The organism is Pseudorhodoplanes sp., from assembly GCF_059499825.1.
In genome coordinates this window covers 116,265-131,468 of record NZ_JCABZI010000001.1, presented here as the reverse complement: position 1 = coordinate 131,468, position 15,204 = coordinate 116,265, and the positions used below count along the sequence as shown (strand labels likewise).

Genomic DNA, 15,204 nt, shown 5'->3' with positions numbered 1-15,204 from the left:
TTCGTGGTGACTTAACGCACAACGCCCGAAATGCAGCAGGGTTTGCGGCGCGGCTTGGTGATGCGGTCCTTGAGATAACAGCGGGCCGACGCGTTGCCATAGCCGGGGCGGACATAGGTGAAGGCGCGGCATCGGCGGTCGGCCTGACACGCTGTCGCGCAGGACGCCCCCGAAGGGTGCGCCGCGATATCGAACGACCGGAAGTCGCCGCCGGCGCGATCGGTGGAAAACTCGACCGGACCAGCCTTCGGCTCCAGCAGCGCGGCGCCGCGGATGCCGGACACGCAGCACTTGTCGTCCTTGAGCGGAGTGACCGTGCTCTTCAACCAGCACATGGCGTCGCGCGATGCGGTCCCCGGAAAGGAGAAGCTCCAGGCCCGGCACCGGTTGTCGCGGTCGCAGCGCGCAGCGCAGACGGCCGGATCCCCGTTGCGCACTGGTGCGCTGTTATAGTCGCCGCCCGGCCGGTCGAAGCCAACCTGGGCGCGAGCGGCCATCGCCCCTGCCATCAGCGCGACCATGCAGATCGCGACCGTCAGGAGGCGCCGGTTCATTCCTCTGCCCGAAATCCAGGGAGCCATTCGTCCGCAGTCTAGGATGCCGCTGCCCGGGTTGCGAGGACCGAATGCTGCGCCCGCGAAGTCGTGAATGCGCCGGCGTGATTAACGAGCTTGTGCGAAGCAGCATGACAAATTGGCCGCTTTGAGCAAAGTTCCCGCCATGGACTCTGCCGTTGTCGATGCCGGGAGCCGGTTTCGCGCGACCGACCGCGTGTCGCTCGCGATTTTGATCGCGCTGGCCGTCCTCGCCGTTCTGCTGTTCCGCGACTACGGCATATCGAATGACGAGGAAGTCCAGCATCGCTACGGCGAACTGATCATCAACTATTATGAGAGCGGTTTCCGCGACACCGCGTTGTTCAACTACAAGAATCTGTATCTGTATGGCGGTCTGTTCGACATCGTCGCGGTCGGCCTTGCCAGATTGCTGCCGTTCGATCCGTTCCTGATCCGCCATTTGCTGTCCGCGATGATCGGCGTCGCGGGAATGGCGGGCGTCTGGGCAACGGCCCGTCTGGTGGGGCGCGCGCGCGCCGGACTGATCGCACTCTGCGCGATCGCGGTGTGCGGGCCGTATTTCGGCGGCATGTTCAATCACACCAAGGACGTTCCGTTCGCCGCCGCCGTGATCTGGGCGGTGTTCTTTCTGCTGCGTGCGGGCCGCGACCTCCCGGCGCCGCGCTGGATCGATGTGATCGGATTCGGCCTGATGCTCGGCGCCGCAACCGGATTGCGGGCGATGGGCCTGCTGCTGATCGGCTATGCGGGCGTGCTGGTGCTGATGTCGGTGCCGCGTCCGCTTCGCTTCCGCGAAGCGGCCGCATTCGTCGTCCGGTCGGCCCTGCGGTTCGCGCCGGCGGTAGCGATCGGATACCTGATCATGATCGCGGCCTGGCCCTGGGCCTGGCTTTCGCCGCTCAATCCGTTGCGCGCGATCTTCTCCTTCGCGCATTTTCATTACGAGATCCGCACCGTGGTCGCCGGCGAGATCTACCGCATGGCCGAGGTGCCGTGGTGGTACGTCCCGTTCTATCTGCTGATCAAGGTGCCGCTGGTGATCTATGCGGGAGCGCTATTCGCGCTCGCGCTATCGATCTGGGCGCTGGCGCGGGATGGCATCTCGCGGCTGGCGAGACGGCCGGTCGAGATTGCCTTCATCGCCTTCGTCGCAACCTTTCCGGTGCTGTGTGAAGCGCTCGCCGAAGGACCGGCCTTTACCGGCATGCGGCACTTCCTGTTTGTGGTGCCGCCGCTCGCGGTGCTGGCCGGGATCGGCTTCGACTCGGTGCTGACTGCGCTTTCGCCGCGCCGCTGGGTTGCTGCCGGCGCCGCTGCTGCGCTCACGCTCTCTCTGCTATGGAACGCCAGCGTGCTGGTTCGGCTGCATCCTTATGAATACATGTACTACAACCAGTTGGTCGGCGGGGCTCGCCTTTGCGGATCCTCGGCCGGCTGGGCAGGGCCGGCCAAAGACGTTCAGAGATAGGGCCAGGGCGACGGTTTGGCCGCCGTCCCGACCGGTTCGCCGGGCGCAATCGATGGCGCCTCGACTGGTAGGACATCGACGCGACCGCGGCGATTGAGGCGCTTGTCGCGGGCACGGCCGGCCAGCACATCGGTCGGATCGCGCCACAGCGGCTGGGCATAGGCATCCCGCAGATCGCTCCGGGACAGACCGATATCGCCTAGCATCCGGTCGTCCATCCCGGCGAGCATCCGCGCGTCGCGGCGGTGCTTCAGCAGGCGGGCCAGTTTCCGCATGCCGTTCAAGGCGATGGCGAAGGCGACGCGGACCATGGCCGGCTCGCGGCGGCGGGTCTGGATCGGCTCGGAACTGGATATCGCGGACATCGGAACCTCCTGTCGCGCCGTGCCGAAATCCTCTCGCCGCAGACCTCACTGCGCGACCCGATTTCCGGCACGGAAGCGTTGAACGGCTTCGGATATGGCACCCGCCCATTGATAAGTGAAACGAATGTTTATAATCTGAAACATCACGATTGATGATGTAAGGCCGGCCGTGGCGGGTGGCCGTCCCGGAGGATTTCACCGATGACCGCACTGATCGATATCGACCAGCTCCGCACCTTCATCGCCATCGCCGAGACCGGCAGCTTCACCAAGGCGGCGGATGTCGTGCACAAGACCCAGTCCGCCGTCTCGATGCAGATGAAGCGGCTGGAGGAGCGCCTCAACAAGCCGATCTTCGCACGCGACGGCCGCGCCTCGAAGCTGACCGACGATGGCGAGCGTCTGCTCGATTACGCCCGCAAGATCGTGAAGCTGAATCTCGATGCGCTCGCGGCGTTTTCCGGTCCCGAATTGTCCGGCCGCGTGCGGCTCGGCGTCCCTGACGATTATGCCGACCGTTATCTGCCGGAGATCATGGCGCGGTTTTCACGCTCCTATCCCGGCGTCGAACTGACAGTGCTATGCGAGCCATCGGTCGATCTGCTGCGGCGGATCGATGCCAACGACCTCGACCTTGCCATCATCACGACGACGGAGACCCAGCGCAGCGCCGAGCCGTTCCGTCAGGAGCGGCTGCTCTGGGTCACGTCCGTGCGTCACGCCACCCATACCGAAAATCCGCTGCCGCTGGCGCTGGGCAAACAGAGCTGCGCCTGGCGCCGGATTGCGCTGGAGCGTCTTGAAGGGCTCGGACGGCCGCACCGCGTGATCTACACAAGCTCCAATGCCGGCGCCTATGTCGCGGCCGTGCTGTCGGGGCTCGCAGTCTCGGTAGTGCCGGAATCGACCCTGCGGCCCGGCATGCGGGTGCTGACGCCGGCCGACGGCTTTCCGGACTTGCCCTATTGCCGCATCGGGCTGGTTCGCAACCCGCACGAAAGCTCGGCATTGGCCGATGCGCTGGCCGAACACATCATCTCGTCGCTGGATAACCTGTCGGAGAACGCGCAGGCGGCGGAATAGGCGCGGGACTACGCCTTCCGCGCCGGACGCAGCACCAGCACATTGCCGATCAGCACGGCGACAAGTCCGAGCGCGGCAACGAGGCTCCACTGGAAATTCTCGACAAATGTCGAGACCACAAGCGCCACCACCGGTCCGAGCACCGTGACATAAGCCGCGCGATCGGCGCCGATGCGCCCGAGCAGCGTGAGATAGCAGGCGAAGGCGATGACCGACGAAATCAGCGCGAGGTACACCAGGCCGCCGAGATAGATCGGCGTCCATTCCACGGTGAAGGTATGGCCGCGAGCGAGCGCGTAGATTGCAAGTCCGATGCTGCCATACAGCATGCCGTAGCCGGTCGACGCGAAGACCGGGTATTTGCGAGCCGAGATGCGCGCGGAGACGATGTTGGCGAAGCAGAAAGCCAACGTGCCGGCGAGACTGAGGCCCAGCGCGATCAGCGCACCTTGGGGGACGGCGTTTCCGCCAAATTGCGGATAAAACAGCGCAGCCATCCCGGCCGTGCCGAGCAGGCCGCCGCCAACCACCCGCCGGTCGACCGGTGTCTTCAAGAACAAGGCGCCGAGCCAGACATTGATGAAGGATGCCAGCGAGAACACGATCGACAGCAATCCGGACGGCAGAGTCGCGGCTGCATGATAGAACAGCAGAAAATTCAGCGAGAACATCAAGAGGCCGAGCAACGCGAACAGCACGTGACTGTGCAAGCTATAACTCAGCCGGTCGCCGCGGATCGCAGCAATCAGCAGCATGATGATGCCGGCGAAAAGGAAGCGCCAGAAGACCGACACTTCGGGCGCGACCACGCCGACCTGGAAATGAATCACGATCCAGGCCAGTCCCCAGGTCAGAACGACCGTTGCATAGAGGACGAAGTCGAATGGAGTCAGCCTGACGCGGGTCAGCACAAGTCGGCCGCTTTCGCGTCGATCGCACGCACGAGATCGGCCGGCGCAATTTCGATCTGCAGCCCGCGGCGTCCGCCATTGACGAGGATCGTCGGATGCGAAAGCGCCGCGCGCTCGATGTAGGCCGCGGCGCGCTTCTTCTGGCCGAGCGGCGAGATTCCGCCGACATGATAGCCGGTGATGCGTTCGGCTTCCGCCGGGGGAAGCATGGCGGCCTCCTTCGCGCCGGCCGCCGCCGCGAGCCGCTTCAGGCTGACCTCCCGGTCGGAGGGCGCAAGCACGCACAGGATCGCAGAACCGGCTTTCGCCATCAGTGTCTTGAGGAGGCGCTCCGGTGCGATGCCGAGCGCTTCAGCCGCCTGCAGGCCGATGCGCGCGGCATTCGGATCGTAATCGTATTCGTGCAGCGTGAAGGCGATCCCGGCTTTCTCGAGCGCGGTGGTGGCAGGCGTGGCCTTGGCCATCAATAGGCATACTCGTCGAATACCGGTTCGACCGAGCCTCCCCACGGCCCGTGATACTTGGCGAGCAATTCTTCCGCCGGCGTCTCGCCGCGCGCGACGAGATCTTCCAGCGGGACGAGATATTTCGTCTCGTCCTCGCCGCCGGGATTGAGACGGCGCCGGCGGGCGAGCCCCGCGCGCGTGAGCTTCAGCGTCTCGTCCGCAAGCGAGAGCATGTTGCGATTGCGGATGGTGGCGGCGAAGCCCTGCACCGGCACATCGTCGCGCAGCTTCTGCCGTTCGTCCGCGTTCCAGCCCTTGACGAGATCCCACGCCGCATCGAGCGACGCATCGTCGTACAGAATCCCGGCCCAGAAAGCGGCGAGCGCCGGCAGCCGCCGCCATGGACCGCCATCGGCGCCGCGCATTTCGAGATAACGCTTCAGGCGCACCTCGGGGAAGATCGTGGAGATGTGGTTCGCCCAGTCCGAAATGGTGGCGCGCTCGCCCGGCAATTGCTTCAGCTTGCCGGCGAACAGGTCGCGGAACGACAGGCCGGACACGTCGATATACTCGTCGCCGCGCTTGACGAAATACATCGGCACGTCGAGCGCGTAATCGACCCAGCGCTCGAAACCCATGCCGTCCTCGAACGCCCAGGGCAGCATGCCGGAGCGGTCGGGATCGGTGTCGCGCCAGACTTCGGAGCGGAAGGAGAGGAAGCCGTTCGCCTTGCCCTCGGTGAAGGGCGAGTTCGCGAACAGGGCGGTCGCGACCGGCTGCAGCGCCAGCGACACCCGCAGCTTCTTGACCATGTCGGCTTCCGACGAAAAGTCGAGATTGGTCTGCACCGTGCAGGTCCGGTACATCATGTCGAGGCCGAGATTGCCGACCTTCGGCATGTATTGCGTCATGATCCGGTAGCGGCCCTTCGGCATCACCGGGATCTCGCTCCGCGTCCATTTCGGGTTCATCCCGAGGCCGAGAAAGCCGATCCCGAGCGGCCGGGCGACTTCCCGCACCTGCGCGAGATGCGCCATCAGTTCGGTGCAGGTCTGGTGCACGGTTTCCAGCGGCGCACCGGACAATTCGAACTGGCCGCCGGGCTCGAGCGAAATCGCACCGCCGCCGGTGACGTCATAGAGCCCGATGATGTTCTCGCGCTCCATGATCGGCTCCCAGCCGAGGAGCAGCTGCATGCCTTCGAGCAGCGCGCGGATGCCGCGATCGCCGTCATAGGGCACCGGCTCATGACCGTGGACCGTGAACGGGAATTTTTCGTGCTCGGTGCCAATCCGCCATTCGGCTTTTGGCTTGCAGCCCGATTCGAGCCACGCGACGAGTTCGTCGCGGCGCTCGACCGGCGTCATGTCGATCTGGTCACGGGCCATAGAGAATCCGGCGAAAGGGCCGCGACCATACACGCGGGTCCGAGGAAAGGGCAATCTGTCCGCGGCCGGCAAAAAGCGGGTCTTGCCACGCGCTGCGCGCAGATATGGGCCGCGCGCTGCGGGCATATATGGGTTGCGGGCCGCGGCTTGATAGGTGCAGCGGAATCGACATAACGGGTCCATGCCGCTTCCCTCCCGTCAGACCCTGCTGAAACTCGGCGAAACCCTGCTGATCGGGACCATCGGTGGCGGCCTCCTGACCCTCGCCGGTATCCCCGCCGGATGGCTGTCCGGCGCGATGATCGCGGTCGCGATCGCCGCCCTGGCCGGGCGGCCGATGACGATGCCGGCGCCGCTGGCGCGGGTGGTGTTCGTGCTGATCGGGATTTCGCTCGGCGGCGCGGTGACGCCGGAGACGCTGAAGGGCGTTGCCACCTGGCCGCTCAGTGTCGTGCTGCTGTGCGTCGGCATGATCTGCGCGATGTTCGGCAGCGCCGCCTATCTGAAAAAGGTGCATGGCTGGACCATGCTGTCCGGCCTGTTCGGATCGGCGCCTGGGGCGCTGTCCCAGGTGATGGCCTACGCCACGCAGTACCAATCCGATCTGGCCGGGATCGCCATTGTCCAAACCATCCGGGTGGTGATCCTGACCGCCTTGCTGCCGGTGGTGCTGGCGCTGTTCGGGTTGATTCCGGCGCCTGACGCCGCGCGCAGCTTCGCGGTCACGGATTCGATCCTGGAGATCGCACTTCTGGTCGGCATTTCGACTGCGGCGGCGGTCGTCGCGCATTTCGTGCGCTTTCCGGGGGGACTGATCTTCGGGGCCATGCTCGCCTCGGCGATCCTGCATGGCTCGGGGCTGATCCATGCGTCGATGCCATGGTGGATCGTGAGCGCGGTGATGGTGGCGCTGGGCGCGCTCACCGGCTCGCGCTTCGCCAATACCGATCTGCGCATGCTGTGGAAGCATGTCGCCGCGGCGCTCGGCTCATTCACCGTCGCGGTGGCGATCGTGGCGATGTTTGCCGCGGCCGCGGCCTTTATCGTGAACCTGAACCTCTCGGACGTTGTGGTCTCATACGCACCGGGCGCGCTGGACGCGATGATGATTCTCGCGCTCGCGCTGCATCTCGACCCGATCTTCGTCGGAGCCCATCACGTCGCGCGGTTCATGCTGATTTCGGCGGCGCTGCCGCTATTCGTGAAAATCTACGGACAGACGCCTCCGCCTCCGCCGTCGAAACCGCCGGACAAGCGGCCGGTGCAGGAGGATTGAGCAGGCTTTTAACGGCGGTCTATTCGGCCGCGAGCGCGCGGTTGAGCTTCATGCCGAGCCGTTCCCAGACATCGACCAGCGCCGCCGCCAGCGCGTCGATCATCTTGTCGTCGTGGTAGGGCGAGGGCGTCACGCGCAGGCGCTCGGTGCCCATCGGCACGGTCGGGTAATTGATCGGCTGGATGTAGATGCCGTGATCGGCGAGCAGCATGTCGCTCGCGGCCTTGCACTTTTCCGGATCGCCAACCGCGATCGGCACGATATGCGTGTCGCTCGGCATCACCGGCAGGCCGGACGCGGTGAGTACGGCCTTCACCCGCGCCACCCGGTCCTGGTGGCGATCCCGCTCCCACTGCGACTGCTTCAGATGCCGGATCGAGGCGGCCGCAGCGGCGCAGACCGCCGGCGGCAGCGCGGTGGTGAAAATGAAGCCCGGCGCGTAGGACCGCACCGCGTCGCAGACCGCGTGGCTCGCGGCGATATAGCCGCCGAAGCAGCCGAACGCCTTGCCCAGCGTGCCCTCGATCACGTCAAGACGATGCATCACGCCGTCGCGTTCGCAGACGCCGGCGCCGCGGGTGCCATACATGCCGACCGCATGAACCTCGTCGATATAGGTCATGGCGCCGTATTTCTCGGCGAGATCGCAGATGGCACTGATCGGCGCGATGTCGGCATCCATCGAATAGATGCTTTCGAACAGGATCAGCTTCGGCCGGTCGGGCCCGGCTTCGATCAGCAGTTGTTCGAGATGCGCGAGATCGTTGTGGCGGAAGATCTTCTTCTCGCAGCCGGAGTGACGGATGCCCTCGATCATCGAGTTGTGGTTGTAAGAATCCGACAGGATCAGGACATTCGGGATCAGCCTGGCGAGCGTGGCGATGCCAGTCTGGTTCGACACATAGCCCGAGGTGAAGATCAGCGCGGCTTCCTTGCCATGCAGGTCGGCGAGTTCGGCCTCAAGCTCGACCAGCGGGTGATTGGTGCCAGAGATGTTGCGGGTGCCGCCGGCGCCGGCGCCCATGCGGGTCGCGGTCTCGACCATGGCGCCGATGACCTTCGGATGCTGGCCCATGCCGAGATAGTCGTTGGAACACCAGACAACGATTTCGCGGGGGCCTTCGGGCGAATGCCAGATGGTTTCCGGGAACCGCCCTGCGATCCGTTCCAGATCGGCGAACACCCGATAGCGCCTTTCGTCATGCAGGCGCTTCAGGGCGGTATCGAAAAAGGTCTGATAATTCATGACTTTAGAGAATCCTGCCGGGGACTATCCAGAGTTCGTCGCGCGGGCCTCGATGCCAGTTCACACGAAAATAGTTTTAGAAGCGTTCGACCTTGTTTGTCGAGGCATGGTGACCTCATTTCCATGCAGATCAGCCTTGATATCGATCAAGATTGCCGCGTTTTCCGGCGCGGATGGCAGCTTTCCGCCTGTCCCAGCGATCCTGAGTTGGCCCCCGGAACCAGCCGCGGGGCAGGGCGTTCACAACGCGACAAATCAAACGAAGCGTGGAGGCTGGACGTGGGACGTGGACTTCTTTTGTGGCTGATCGGCATCCCGCTGCCGATCATTCTGGTGATCTGGCTGTTTGGCGGCCTGAGCTGATCCGGAACACGGTTTGCGATCGACCGCCCCGTTCGGGGCGGTCTTTGCGTTACGGCGGAGCCTTCACGGATTGCGCTTCGCGTCGGCCTCGATCGCCTGTTCGAGCTTCCGGCTGAGCATCCAGGAAATCGCGAGGAAAACGATCAGCGACGCGACGCTGAGCCCCGACACCGCGTCACCCAGCACCTTGTCGGATACCGTGCCGAAGGCATATCCGGCCAGCACCATCGACACCGCCCAGATCGCCGAGCCAATCAGGTTCAGCACCAGGAACAATCCCCACGACATTTTCGAAAGGCCGTATGCGAATGCGCCCAGGCCGCGAATGCCATAGGGGAACCGATGGATCAGCGGCAGCCAGAGCGCATGCCGGTCGACCAGCCGTTTCACCGTGACGGCATGCGCCGACACGCGCGGCCAGCGCGCCAGGATGCTGTCGCCGTAGCGGCGGGCGAGCCAGAAGCGGACCACGTCACCGACGAAGCTGCCGGCGAAGCAATGGATGATCGTCAGCTTGAGATCGAGCACGCCAAGCTGGGCCGCATAGCCCGCAAACAGCGCCATGAGCATCGCATGCGATGCCGCATAGGCGAAGATGAAGGCATAGGCGACCTCGCCGTGCTGGCGGACGACGTCGATAAGCTGGGAGAGATCGGTCATGTGTTCCCGGTGGTGGCAAGCTTGCGCAGGGCCTCGTTCGCGGTGAGCACATCGCCGAATTGCTGGAAGATGTTTTCCAGTGCCGCGCGATGCTCGTCGTCGGACAGGGCCGCGCAGCAATCGGACAGCAACACGGTCTTGAAGTCGAGCATCATAGCGTCGCGGGCTGTCGACTCGCAGCAGACATTGGTCTTGGTGCCTGCGATCAGAACGGTGTCGATGCCGAGGCTGCGCAGCAACCTTTCGAGCTGCGACGATCCTGCGATCAGGGCGCTGTAGCGGTTTTTGATCACGGTGTGGTCTTCGGGCGACACCTCGAGTTCCTCCCAGATCGTCTGCTGACCGGGCGCGAGTGCCGCCATGGTGCGATCGCGCACCGCTTCGCCGACCACATGGTTGAAAAACAGGCTCCAGTCGCTGTTGCCGCCGCGGCTTGTATTCGCATGCACGACCCAGATCACCGGGCAGCGGCGTTTGCGCAATTCACCGGTCAGGGCATTGATCGCAGGCACGATCGCGCGCGAAAGCGGCACTTCTGCCGGCGCTCCGGGTTCGCAAAAAGCGGTCTGCATGTCGATGACAAGCAGCGCCGTGCGTGCCGGATCGAGGCGGTCGAACCAGTCGGCGCGGCCGCGGCGGGCCAGCACGCGGGCAATGATTTCAGGGCGGACGGACACCGGATGCATGCACTTGTTCTCGTTCGGTCACGCCTTCGTCATCGGGCGAAAGCAGTCTGATAGTTGAAGAAGGTGTTGTTTTCGGCGGTTTTTAACCAGTCCGAGGTTGAAGCAGGGGCCCCGAATAGCATATATGCCGGCGCTGGATCGAACTGGAGTTGGAATGGCTAGCTTTAAGGACACGGACCTCAAGGACCGTCAAAAAAATGCCTCCGAAGCACGGAAGGCGATGTTGGAGAAATTCCTCGCAAAGGCGGAAGACCCGGTTCTCGAGCAACGCCGCGTAGAGCGCGCCGCGATCGAGGAGGCGCGCAAAATCCGCCAGGCGGAGCGCGAGGAGGCCCGCAAGATCGAAGAGGCCAGGCGGGCTGAAGAGGCCGCCCTCCGCGCAGCCGCCGAAGCCGAAGCAAAGCGCCTCGCCGAGGAAGAGGCCGCCCGCAAGGCCAAGGAAGAGGCCGATATCATGATCGCGCTGCTCGCCGAGCAGAAGGCTGCGCGCGACGCGCGTTACGCCGCACGCAAGGCCGCTTCGAAAAAGAAGAAGAAGCGCGGGCTCTGAGGCGCTCCCGGCGCTGCTTGCGCAGCGCCACGCCACATGTGCTTTGCGCGCAGGATCGCCGCGGACGTCCAGTCCGGCTTCGGGCGCTACACCCGGAATCCGATCCGGAAGCCGCCCCAGTGCCGTCCCCTGACGGAAATCGGGGCGGATACGTCTTTCATCAGCACGAAATTGCCGCCGCCCATGTCGCGCCGGTAGGTCTGCAGCAGGAATGAGCGCGTGCTGCGGCCGGCGGAAAGGCCGGTGCGGTCGTTGAAGATGCGACGGTTGCGGCAATTGGCCGAATTCCAGACCGGATCGTCGCCCTGGGGCTTTGAATAGATCAGGTTGTGGGTCGGCAGATAGCCGTTGCGGTCCAGCGCCGCGCAGAAGGCGATGCGCGGATCGAATGTCAGGATCGGCTCCTGCACCTCCGGCAGCAACCGGTCGGTCAGCGCCACGAAGCGGGTCATGTGCTGCGGCGGATTGCTGCCCGCGACCGGGCGGTAAGTCTCGTCGAACAGATCGGCCATGCCGATCTCGTTGCGGGTCACGGCCTGTTCGAACATCCGGCCGATGCGCTGCGCGGTGGCGCGGCACAATTCGATGATCGGCGTATCCGGCGTTTCGATTCCGCTTTCGGCGATGAACAGTATGAAGTCTTCGCTGATGCCGAGGATCGATTCGACCCGTGCTTTCGCCTGCGACAGCTTTGCGTCGCCGTCCTTGACCGCGGTGACCAGCCCCTTCATTTCGTTGCGCAACGAGGCGTAGCAGGCGCTGTTCTTGTCGACCGAACGCGCCATCGCGTCGATGTCCTCGGCCAGCCGGTTGGTGGTCTCGACCAGCGTCCGCAGCACGGCGCCGGTTTCGCGCGCCTTCCTGGATTCCGCGATCGCCGCCTGCGCCGTCGTTGCATTGGCGTCGGCTTCACCGAGGACGGTGGCGAGCGTCTGCATCAGTTCCTTCAGGTTGCGCTGATTGTCGATCGACAGTGGCCTGATCTGGTCGGCAAGCCGCTTCACGGTGGCGGCGATGATGGCAAAGCCACGGCCGGCATCGCCGGCGCGCGCGGCTTCGACGCTGGCATTGAGCGCCAGCAATTGCGTTTCCTGCGCGATCGACTGGATGGCGGCGCTGGCCTGCTCCACGCCCTTGATGGTGGCGGAAACCGACTGGATCGATTCCTTCAGCGCGATCGCGCCGGAGCCGAGGATCTCGATTTTCTCGATGGTGCCGGCGATGGTGACAGAGACATTGCCGGCGCTTTCGCCGAGTGTGGTGCGCGTCGTATCGGCGGATTGGCGCGCGCTCTCCATCGCTGCGGCGAGATCGGCATTGGTGGCATTCATTTCGCGCGCCGCGGCGACCGCCGCGCGTGCCTGCCGGGTCTGCAGTTCGCCGAGCGCGGTGAGGTCGCCGACAAGGCCGGCCATATCGGCAATCTCGACCCCGAGATGTCCGCTGCGGTCGCCGATGTCGGCCAATGCATTCCGTGGACGGTCGTCGGCCGGTTCGACCCGGCGCAAAGCGGCCTCACTCATCGGTTGCCCCTGCCGTGCGGAGATACCGCAGATTGGGTGAATAGGGTTAAGGCAGGGTTAAGCGGCCCGCGATGCGGGACAGGGCTGCCTGCGATTTGGGCGGCAGCAATGAGGGGCGCTGGTGCTGCCGGACAGGATTGAACTGTCGACCTCTCCCTTACCAAGGGAGTGCTCTACCACTGAGCTACGGCAGCGTGCTGACAGGCCCCGGCGATCCGGGACTTCACCAATCGTCGCAACCGGCCGCGGCTTGATGCACATGCGGCCGGCTGCGGCGGCGTTCATACCCGCCGACGGGTGGCGCGGCAAGCATCACGGCGCGATTTTCCGCCGCCTGAGGCCGTTCGCTCGTCCGGCGGTCACCAGAAGCCGCGCTTGTCGCATCCGATGGCGAAGGGCCGCTCGCTGCACGGCGTCGCGCCCGGGCTGCGGGGCCTCTCGCCATAGGGGTCCGACGTCAGGTTGGGGGCGTTCTGAGCCCGCGGTGCGTTGGCGGCGCCGCTGCGGCTCTTGGCCTGCGCGGACGCTGCGGTTGCCGTCGCGACAACCAGAAGGGCGGCGACGGCCAGACTTGAAATGCTGCGCATATCTCTTCTCCAGTGCGGCGTTCGCGCGACATGTAGGGATGCCCTGAGCGGGCTGCCTTTTGCAGGTTGCGGTCTTTGTGGAGGTTTTGCCGTCGCCGGACGCATGCGCGCCATGCCGGACCGGAAACCGGCTGGCGTCCGGGCTCCTACCAGGTGCCGCGCCGGTCGCAATCCCGGGCGAACGGGCGCTGGGCGCAATTTGACAGGCCGTAGGGATTTGCGGGCGCGGACGTGGCAGGCGCGGCCTGGGGCCGCTTCTTCGCGGTTCCTCTGGTCTGGGCCAGCGCGCCGGTCACCACCGTGGCGGCGAGCAGCCCGGCGACGGCAATGCGCAGCATTTGAAACATGGATCTCTCCTTCCTTGACCCTTTGAACAGGCCGGCTCGGGCGGCCGCGTCCTTGCGCGGCCACGCTCTTGCGTCCGGTCCGGATTTCGGCTTTCTCGGCCTCATGGACGAGAACACCGGGGCGGCGCAAAAAAGCCCGCGCGAGGAGCGCCTCGCCAAGGCCCTGCGCGATAATTTGAGGCGCCGCAAAGCGCAGGCACGGGAACGTGCGGCAGGGTCGGATTCGCGGGAGGAGGCCGGTGATCCGGCCGCTGGGGTTTCCGGGCACGAGGGCTGAGCCCGAAGCGATATTCCGCCCCATCCGGGGCATCGATTGCGCTAAGGTTTGAAATTCACGTTCGATCTATGGGGGTTCGATGGATCGCATTCGCATCGCCGGCGGAAAGCCGCTCTACGGCACCATCCCGATTTCCGGAGCCAAGAACGCAGCTCTGCCGCTGATGATCGCGAGCCTGCTGACCGAGGACATGCTGATCCTGGAGAACGTGCCGCATCTCGCGGACGTGGTGCAGTTGCAGCGCATCCTCAACAATCACGGCGTCGACGTGATGCTGTCCGGCAAGCGCGCCGGTGACGGCGACAATGCCGGCCAGACGGTGAAGATTTCCGCCGCCAATATCGTCGACACCACGGCGCCCTACGATCTGGTTTCCAAGATGCGGGCGAGCTTCTGGGTGATCGCGCCGCTGCTGGCGCGCATGGGCGAGGCCCGGGTCTCGCTGCCCGGCGGCTGCGCGATCGGTACGCGTCCGGTCGATCTGCTGCTGATGGCGCTCGAGCAACTCGGTGCCACCGTCGAGACCGAGGCCGGATATGCGGTTGCGCGCGCGCCGACCGGCGGCTTGCGCGGCGGCGAGATCGTGTTTCCGAAAGTGACCGTCGGCGGCACCCATGTCGCCGTCATGGCGGCGTCGCTCGCCAACGGCACGACCGTGATCGAGAATGCGGCGCAGGAGCCGGAGGTCAAGGACGTCGCCGATTGCCTGATCAAGATGGGGGCGAAAATTTCCGGCGCCGGCACGTCGCGGATCGAAATCGAGGGCGTGGCGCGGCTCGGGCCAGCCCGGCACAGCGTCGTGCCCGACCGCATCGAGACCGGCACCTATGCGATGGCCGTGGCGATGACCGGCGGCGACGTGCTGCTGCAGGGCGCGCGGCCGGAATTGCTGCAATCCTCGCTCGATGTGCTGCAGCAGGTCGGCGCGACTGTTGCCTGCACCAATGAAGGCATCCGCATTGCCCGCAACGGCTCGGGTCTCGCCCCGGTCGAGGTCACGACCGAGCCGTTCCCCGGTTTCCCGACCGACATGCAGGCGCAACTGATGGCGCTGATGACCAAGGCCAAAGGCACCTCGCGCATCACCGAAACCATTTTCGAGAACCGGTTCATGCACGTGCAGGAACTGGCGCGGCTCGGCGCGCGCATCTCGCTGGATGGCCAGGAGGCGACGATCGAAGGCGTGGATCGCCTGCACGGGGCGCCGGTGATGGCGACCGACCTGCGTGCCTCGGTGTCGCTGGTCATCGCGGCGCTGGCGGCCGAAGGCGAGACGATCGTCAACCGCGTCTATCACCTCGATCGCGGTTTCGAGCGTCTCGAGGAAAAGCTCGGCGCGTGCGGTGCGGAGGTGGAGCGGATCAGCGCTTAACCCTGTCGCACCGGCCGTTTTTTAGTGCCTGCCGACCCCTTGCGACATCATGACCGTTTGCCTAACTAGCGGTCAGGG

General features: G+C 65.1%; 18 protein-coding genes and 1 tRNA gene. 7 read left to right on the top strand and 12 right to left on the bottom strand.

Annotated features, from left to right (window positions below):
• Positions 1–11: 11 nt before the first annotated feature.
• On the bottom strand, positions 12–554 hold the full coding sequence (locus AC5I5I_RS00665) for a PAN domain-containing protein (protein ID WP_495969210.1): 543 nt from the start codon (positions 552–554) through the stop codon (positions 12–14).
• Between the two features lie 166 nt (positions 555–720).
• Between AC5I5I_RS00665 and AC5I5I_RS00660 the strand changes: the two genes are divergently transcribed.
• Positions 721–2,046 (top strand): glycosyltransferase family 39 protein, encoded by a 1,326-nt coding sequence (locus AC5I5I_RS00660; protein WP_495969209.1) that lies wholly within the window; start codon positions 721–723, stop codon positions 2,044–2,046.
• On the opposite strand, the gene AC5I5I_RS00655 is transcribed toward AC5I5I_RS00660, so the two are convergent.
• On the bottom strand, positions 2,037–2,411 hold the full coding sequence (locus tag AC5I5I_RS00655) for a DUF1127 domain-containing protein (protein ID WP_495969208.1): 375 nt from the start codon (positions 2,409–2,411) through the stop codon (positions 2,037–2,039). The two genes, AC5I5I_RS00660 and AC5I5I_RS00655, sit on opposite strands and share 10 nt — an antisense overlap.
• Positions 2,412–2,612: 201 nt before the next feature.
• Here AC5I5I_RS00655 and AC5I5I_RS00650 point away from each other — a divergent pair, with 201 nt between their 5' ends.
• A complete protein-coding gene (locus tag AC5I5I_RS00650; RefSeq protein WP_495969207.1) occupies positions 2,613–3,494 on the top strand; it encodes a LysR substrate-binding domain-containing protein in 882 nt (293 codons plus the stop codon).
• Positions 3,495–3,502: 8 nt separating this feature from the next.
• Here AC5I5I_RS00650 and AC5I5I_RS00645 read toward each other — a convergent pair whose 3' ends face one another.
• From AC5I5I_RS00645 to AC5I5I_RS00635, 3 genes are read right to left on the bottom strand one after another with little or no spacing between them, the layout of a single operon-like run.
• A complete protein-coding gene (locus tag AC5I5I_RS00645) occupies positions 3,503–4,405 on the bottom strand; it encodes a DMT family transporter (protein ID WP_495969206.1) in 903 nt (300 codons plus the stop codon).
• A complete protein-coding gene (ybaK, locus tag AC5I5I_RS00640; protein WP_495969205.1) occupies positions 4,399–4,869 on the bottom strand; it encodes a Cys-tRNA(Pro) deacylase in 471 nt (156 codons plus the stop codon). Before ybaK ends, AC5I5I_RS00645 begins: the two co-directional genes overlap by 7 nt.
• On the bottom strand, positions 4,869–6,239 hold the full coding sequence (locus AC5I5I_RS00635) for a glutamate--cysteine ligase (protein WP_495969204.1): 1,371 nt from the start codon (positions 6,237–6,239) through the stop codon (positions 4,869–4,871). The genes ybaK and AC5I5I_RS00635 overlap by 1 nt, the downstream gene beginning before the upstream one ends.
• Positions 6,240–6,420: 181 nt before the next feature.
• On the opposite strand from AC5I5I_RS00635, the gene AC5I5I_RS00630 reads away from it, so the two are divergent.
• Positions 6,421–7,515 carry an AbrB family transcriptional regulator gene (locus tag AC5I5I_RS00630; protein ID WP_495969202.1) on the top strand — a complete coding sequence of 365 codons (1,095 nt, stop codon included), beginning with the start codon at positions 6,421–6,423 and terminating at the stop codon, positions 7,513–7,515.
• A gap of 19 nt (positions 7,516–7,534) precedes the next feature.
• On the opposite strand, the gene hemA is transcribed toward AC5I5I_RS00630, so the two are convergent.
• Complete coding sequence (gene hemA / locus AC5I5I_RS00625) at positions 7,535–8,761, bottom strand: 5-aminolevulinate synthase (RefSeq protein WP_495969201.1); 1,227 nt, start codon at positions 8,759–8,761, stop codon at positions 7,535–7,537.
• A 123-nt stretch (positions 8,762–8,884) separates the two neighbouring features.
• On the opposite strand from hemA, the gene AC5I5I_RS00620 reads away from it, so the two are divergent.
• On the top strand, positions 8,885–9,124 hold the full coding sequence (locus AC5I5I_RS00620) for a hypothetical protein (RefSeq protein ID WP_495969200.1): 240 nt from the start codon (positions 8,885–8,887) through the stop codon (positions 9,122–9,124).
• 63 nt (positions 9,125–9,187) lie between these two features.
• Here AC5I5I_RS00620 and AC5I5I_RS00615 read toward each other — a convergent pair whose 3' ends face one another.
• Both AC5I5I_RS00615 and AC5I5I_RS00610 read right to left on the bottom strand, forming a co-directional pair.
• Positions 9,188–9,784: a DedA family protein gene (locus AC5I5I_RS00615; protein ID WP_495969199.1), complete on the bottom strand. Its 597-nt coding sequence runs from the start codon at positions 9,782–9,784 to the stop codon at positions 9,188–9,190.
• Positions 9,781–10,470: an isochorismatase family protein gene (locus AC5I5I_RS00610; RefSeq protein WP_495969198.1), complete on the bottom strand. Its 690-nt coding sequence runs from the start codon at positions 10,468–10,470 to the stop codon at positions 9,781–9,783. Before AC5I5I_RS00610 ends, AC5I5I_RS00615 begins: the two co-directional genes overlap by 4 nt.
• Before the next feature lie 154 nt (positions 10,471–10,624).
• On the opposite strand from AC5I5I_RS00610, the gene AC5I5I_RS00605 reads away from it, so the two are divergent.
• Positions 10,625–11,020, top strand: coding sequence for a DUF6481 family protein (locus AC5I5I_RS00605; protein ID WP_287383332.1), 396 nt, complete (start codon positions 10,625–10,627; stop codon positions 11,018–11,020).
• A gap of 86 nt (positions 11,021–11,106) precedes the next feature.
• Here AC5I5I_RS00605 and AC5I5I_RS00600 read toward each other — a convergent pair whose 3' ends face one another.
• The 4 genes from AC5I5I_RS00600 to AC5I5I_RS00585 form a co-directional block, all read right to left on the bottom strand.
• Positions 11,107–12,543, bottom strand: coding sequence for a methyl-accepting chemotaxis protein (locus AC5I5I_RS00600; protein WP_495969197.1), 1,437 nt, complete (start codon positions 12,541–12,543; stop codon positions 11,107–11,109).
• Positions 12,544–12,662: 119 nt separating this feature from the next.
• Positions 12,663–12,737, bottom strand: a tRNA-Thr gene (locus tag AC5I5I_RS00595).
• 165 nt (positions 12,738–12,902) lie between these two features.
• Positions 12,903–13,130, bottom strand: coding sequence for a hypothetical protein (locus AC5I5I_RS00590; protein ID WP_495969196.1), 228 nt, complete (start codon positions 13,128–13,130; stop codon positions 12,903–12,905).
• Positions 13,131–13,276: 146 nt separating this feature from the next.
• Positions 13,277–13,477 carry a hypothetical protein gene (locus AC5I5I_RS00585; protein WP_495969195.1) on the bottom strand — a complete coding sequence of 67 codons (201 nt, stop codon included), beginning with the start codon at positions 13,475–13,477 and terminating at the stop codon, positions 13,277–13,279.
• On the opposite strand from AC5I5I_RS00585, the gene AC5I5I_RS00580 reads away from it, so the two are divergent.
• Both AC5I5I_RS00580 and murA read left to right on the top strand, forming a co-directional pair.
• Positions 13,476–13,754 carry a hypothetical protein gene (locus AC5I5I_RS00580; protein WP_495969194.1) on the top strand — a complete coding sequence of 93 codons (279 nt, stop codon included), beginning with the start codon at positions 13,476–13,478 and terminating at the stop codon, positions 13,752–13,754. The genes AC5I5I_RS00585 and AC5I5I_RS00580 overlap by 2 nt on opposite strands.
• 79 nt (positions 13,755–13,833) lie before the next feature.
• Positions 13,834–15,126 carry a UDP-N-acetylglucosamine 1-carboxyvinyltransferase gene (gene murA, locus AC5I5I_RS00575; RefSeq protein ID WP_495969193.1) on the top strand — a complete coding sequence of 431 codons (1,293 nt, stop codon included), beginning with the start codon at positions 13,834–13,836 and terminating at the stop codon, positions 15,124–15,126.
• Positions 15,127–15,204: the final 78 nt, after the last annotated feature.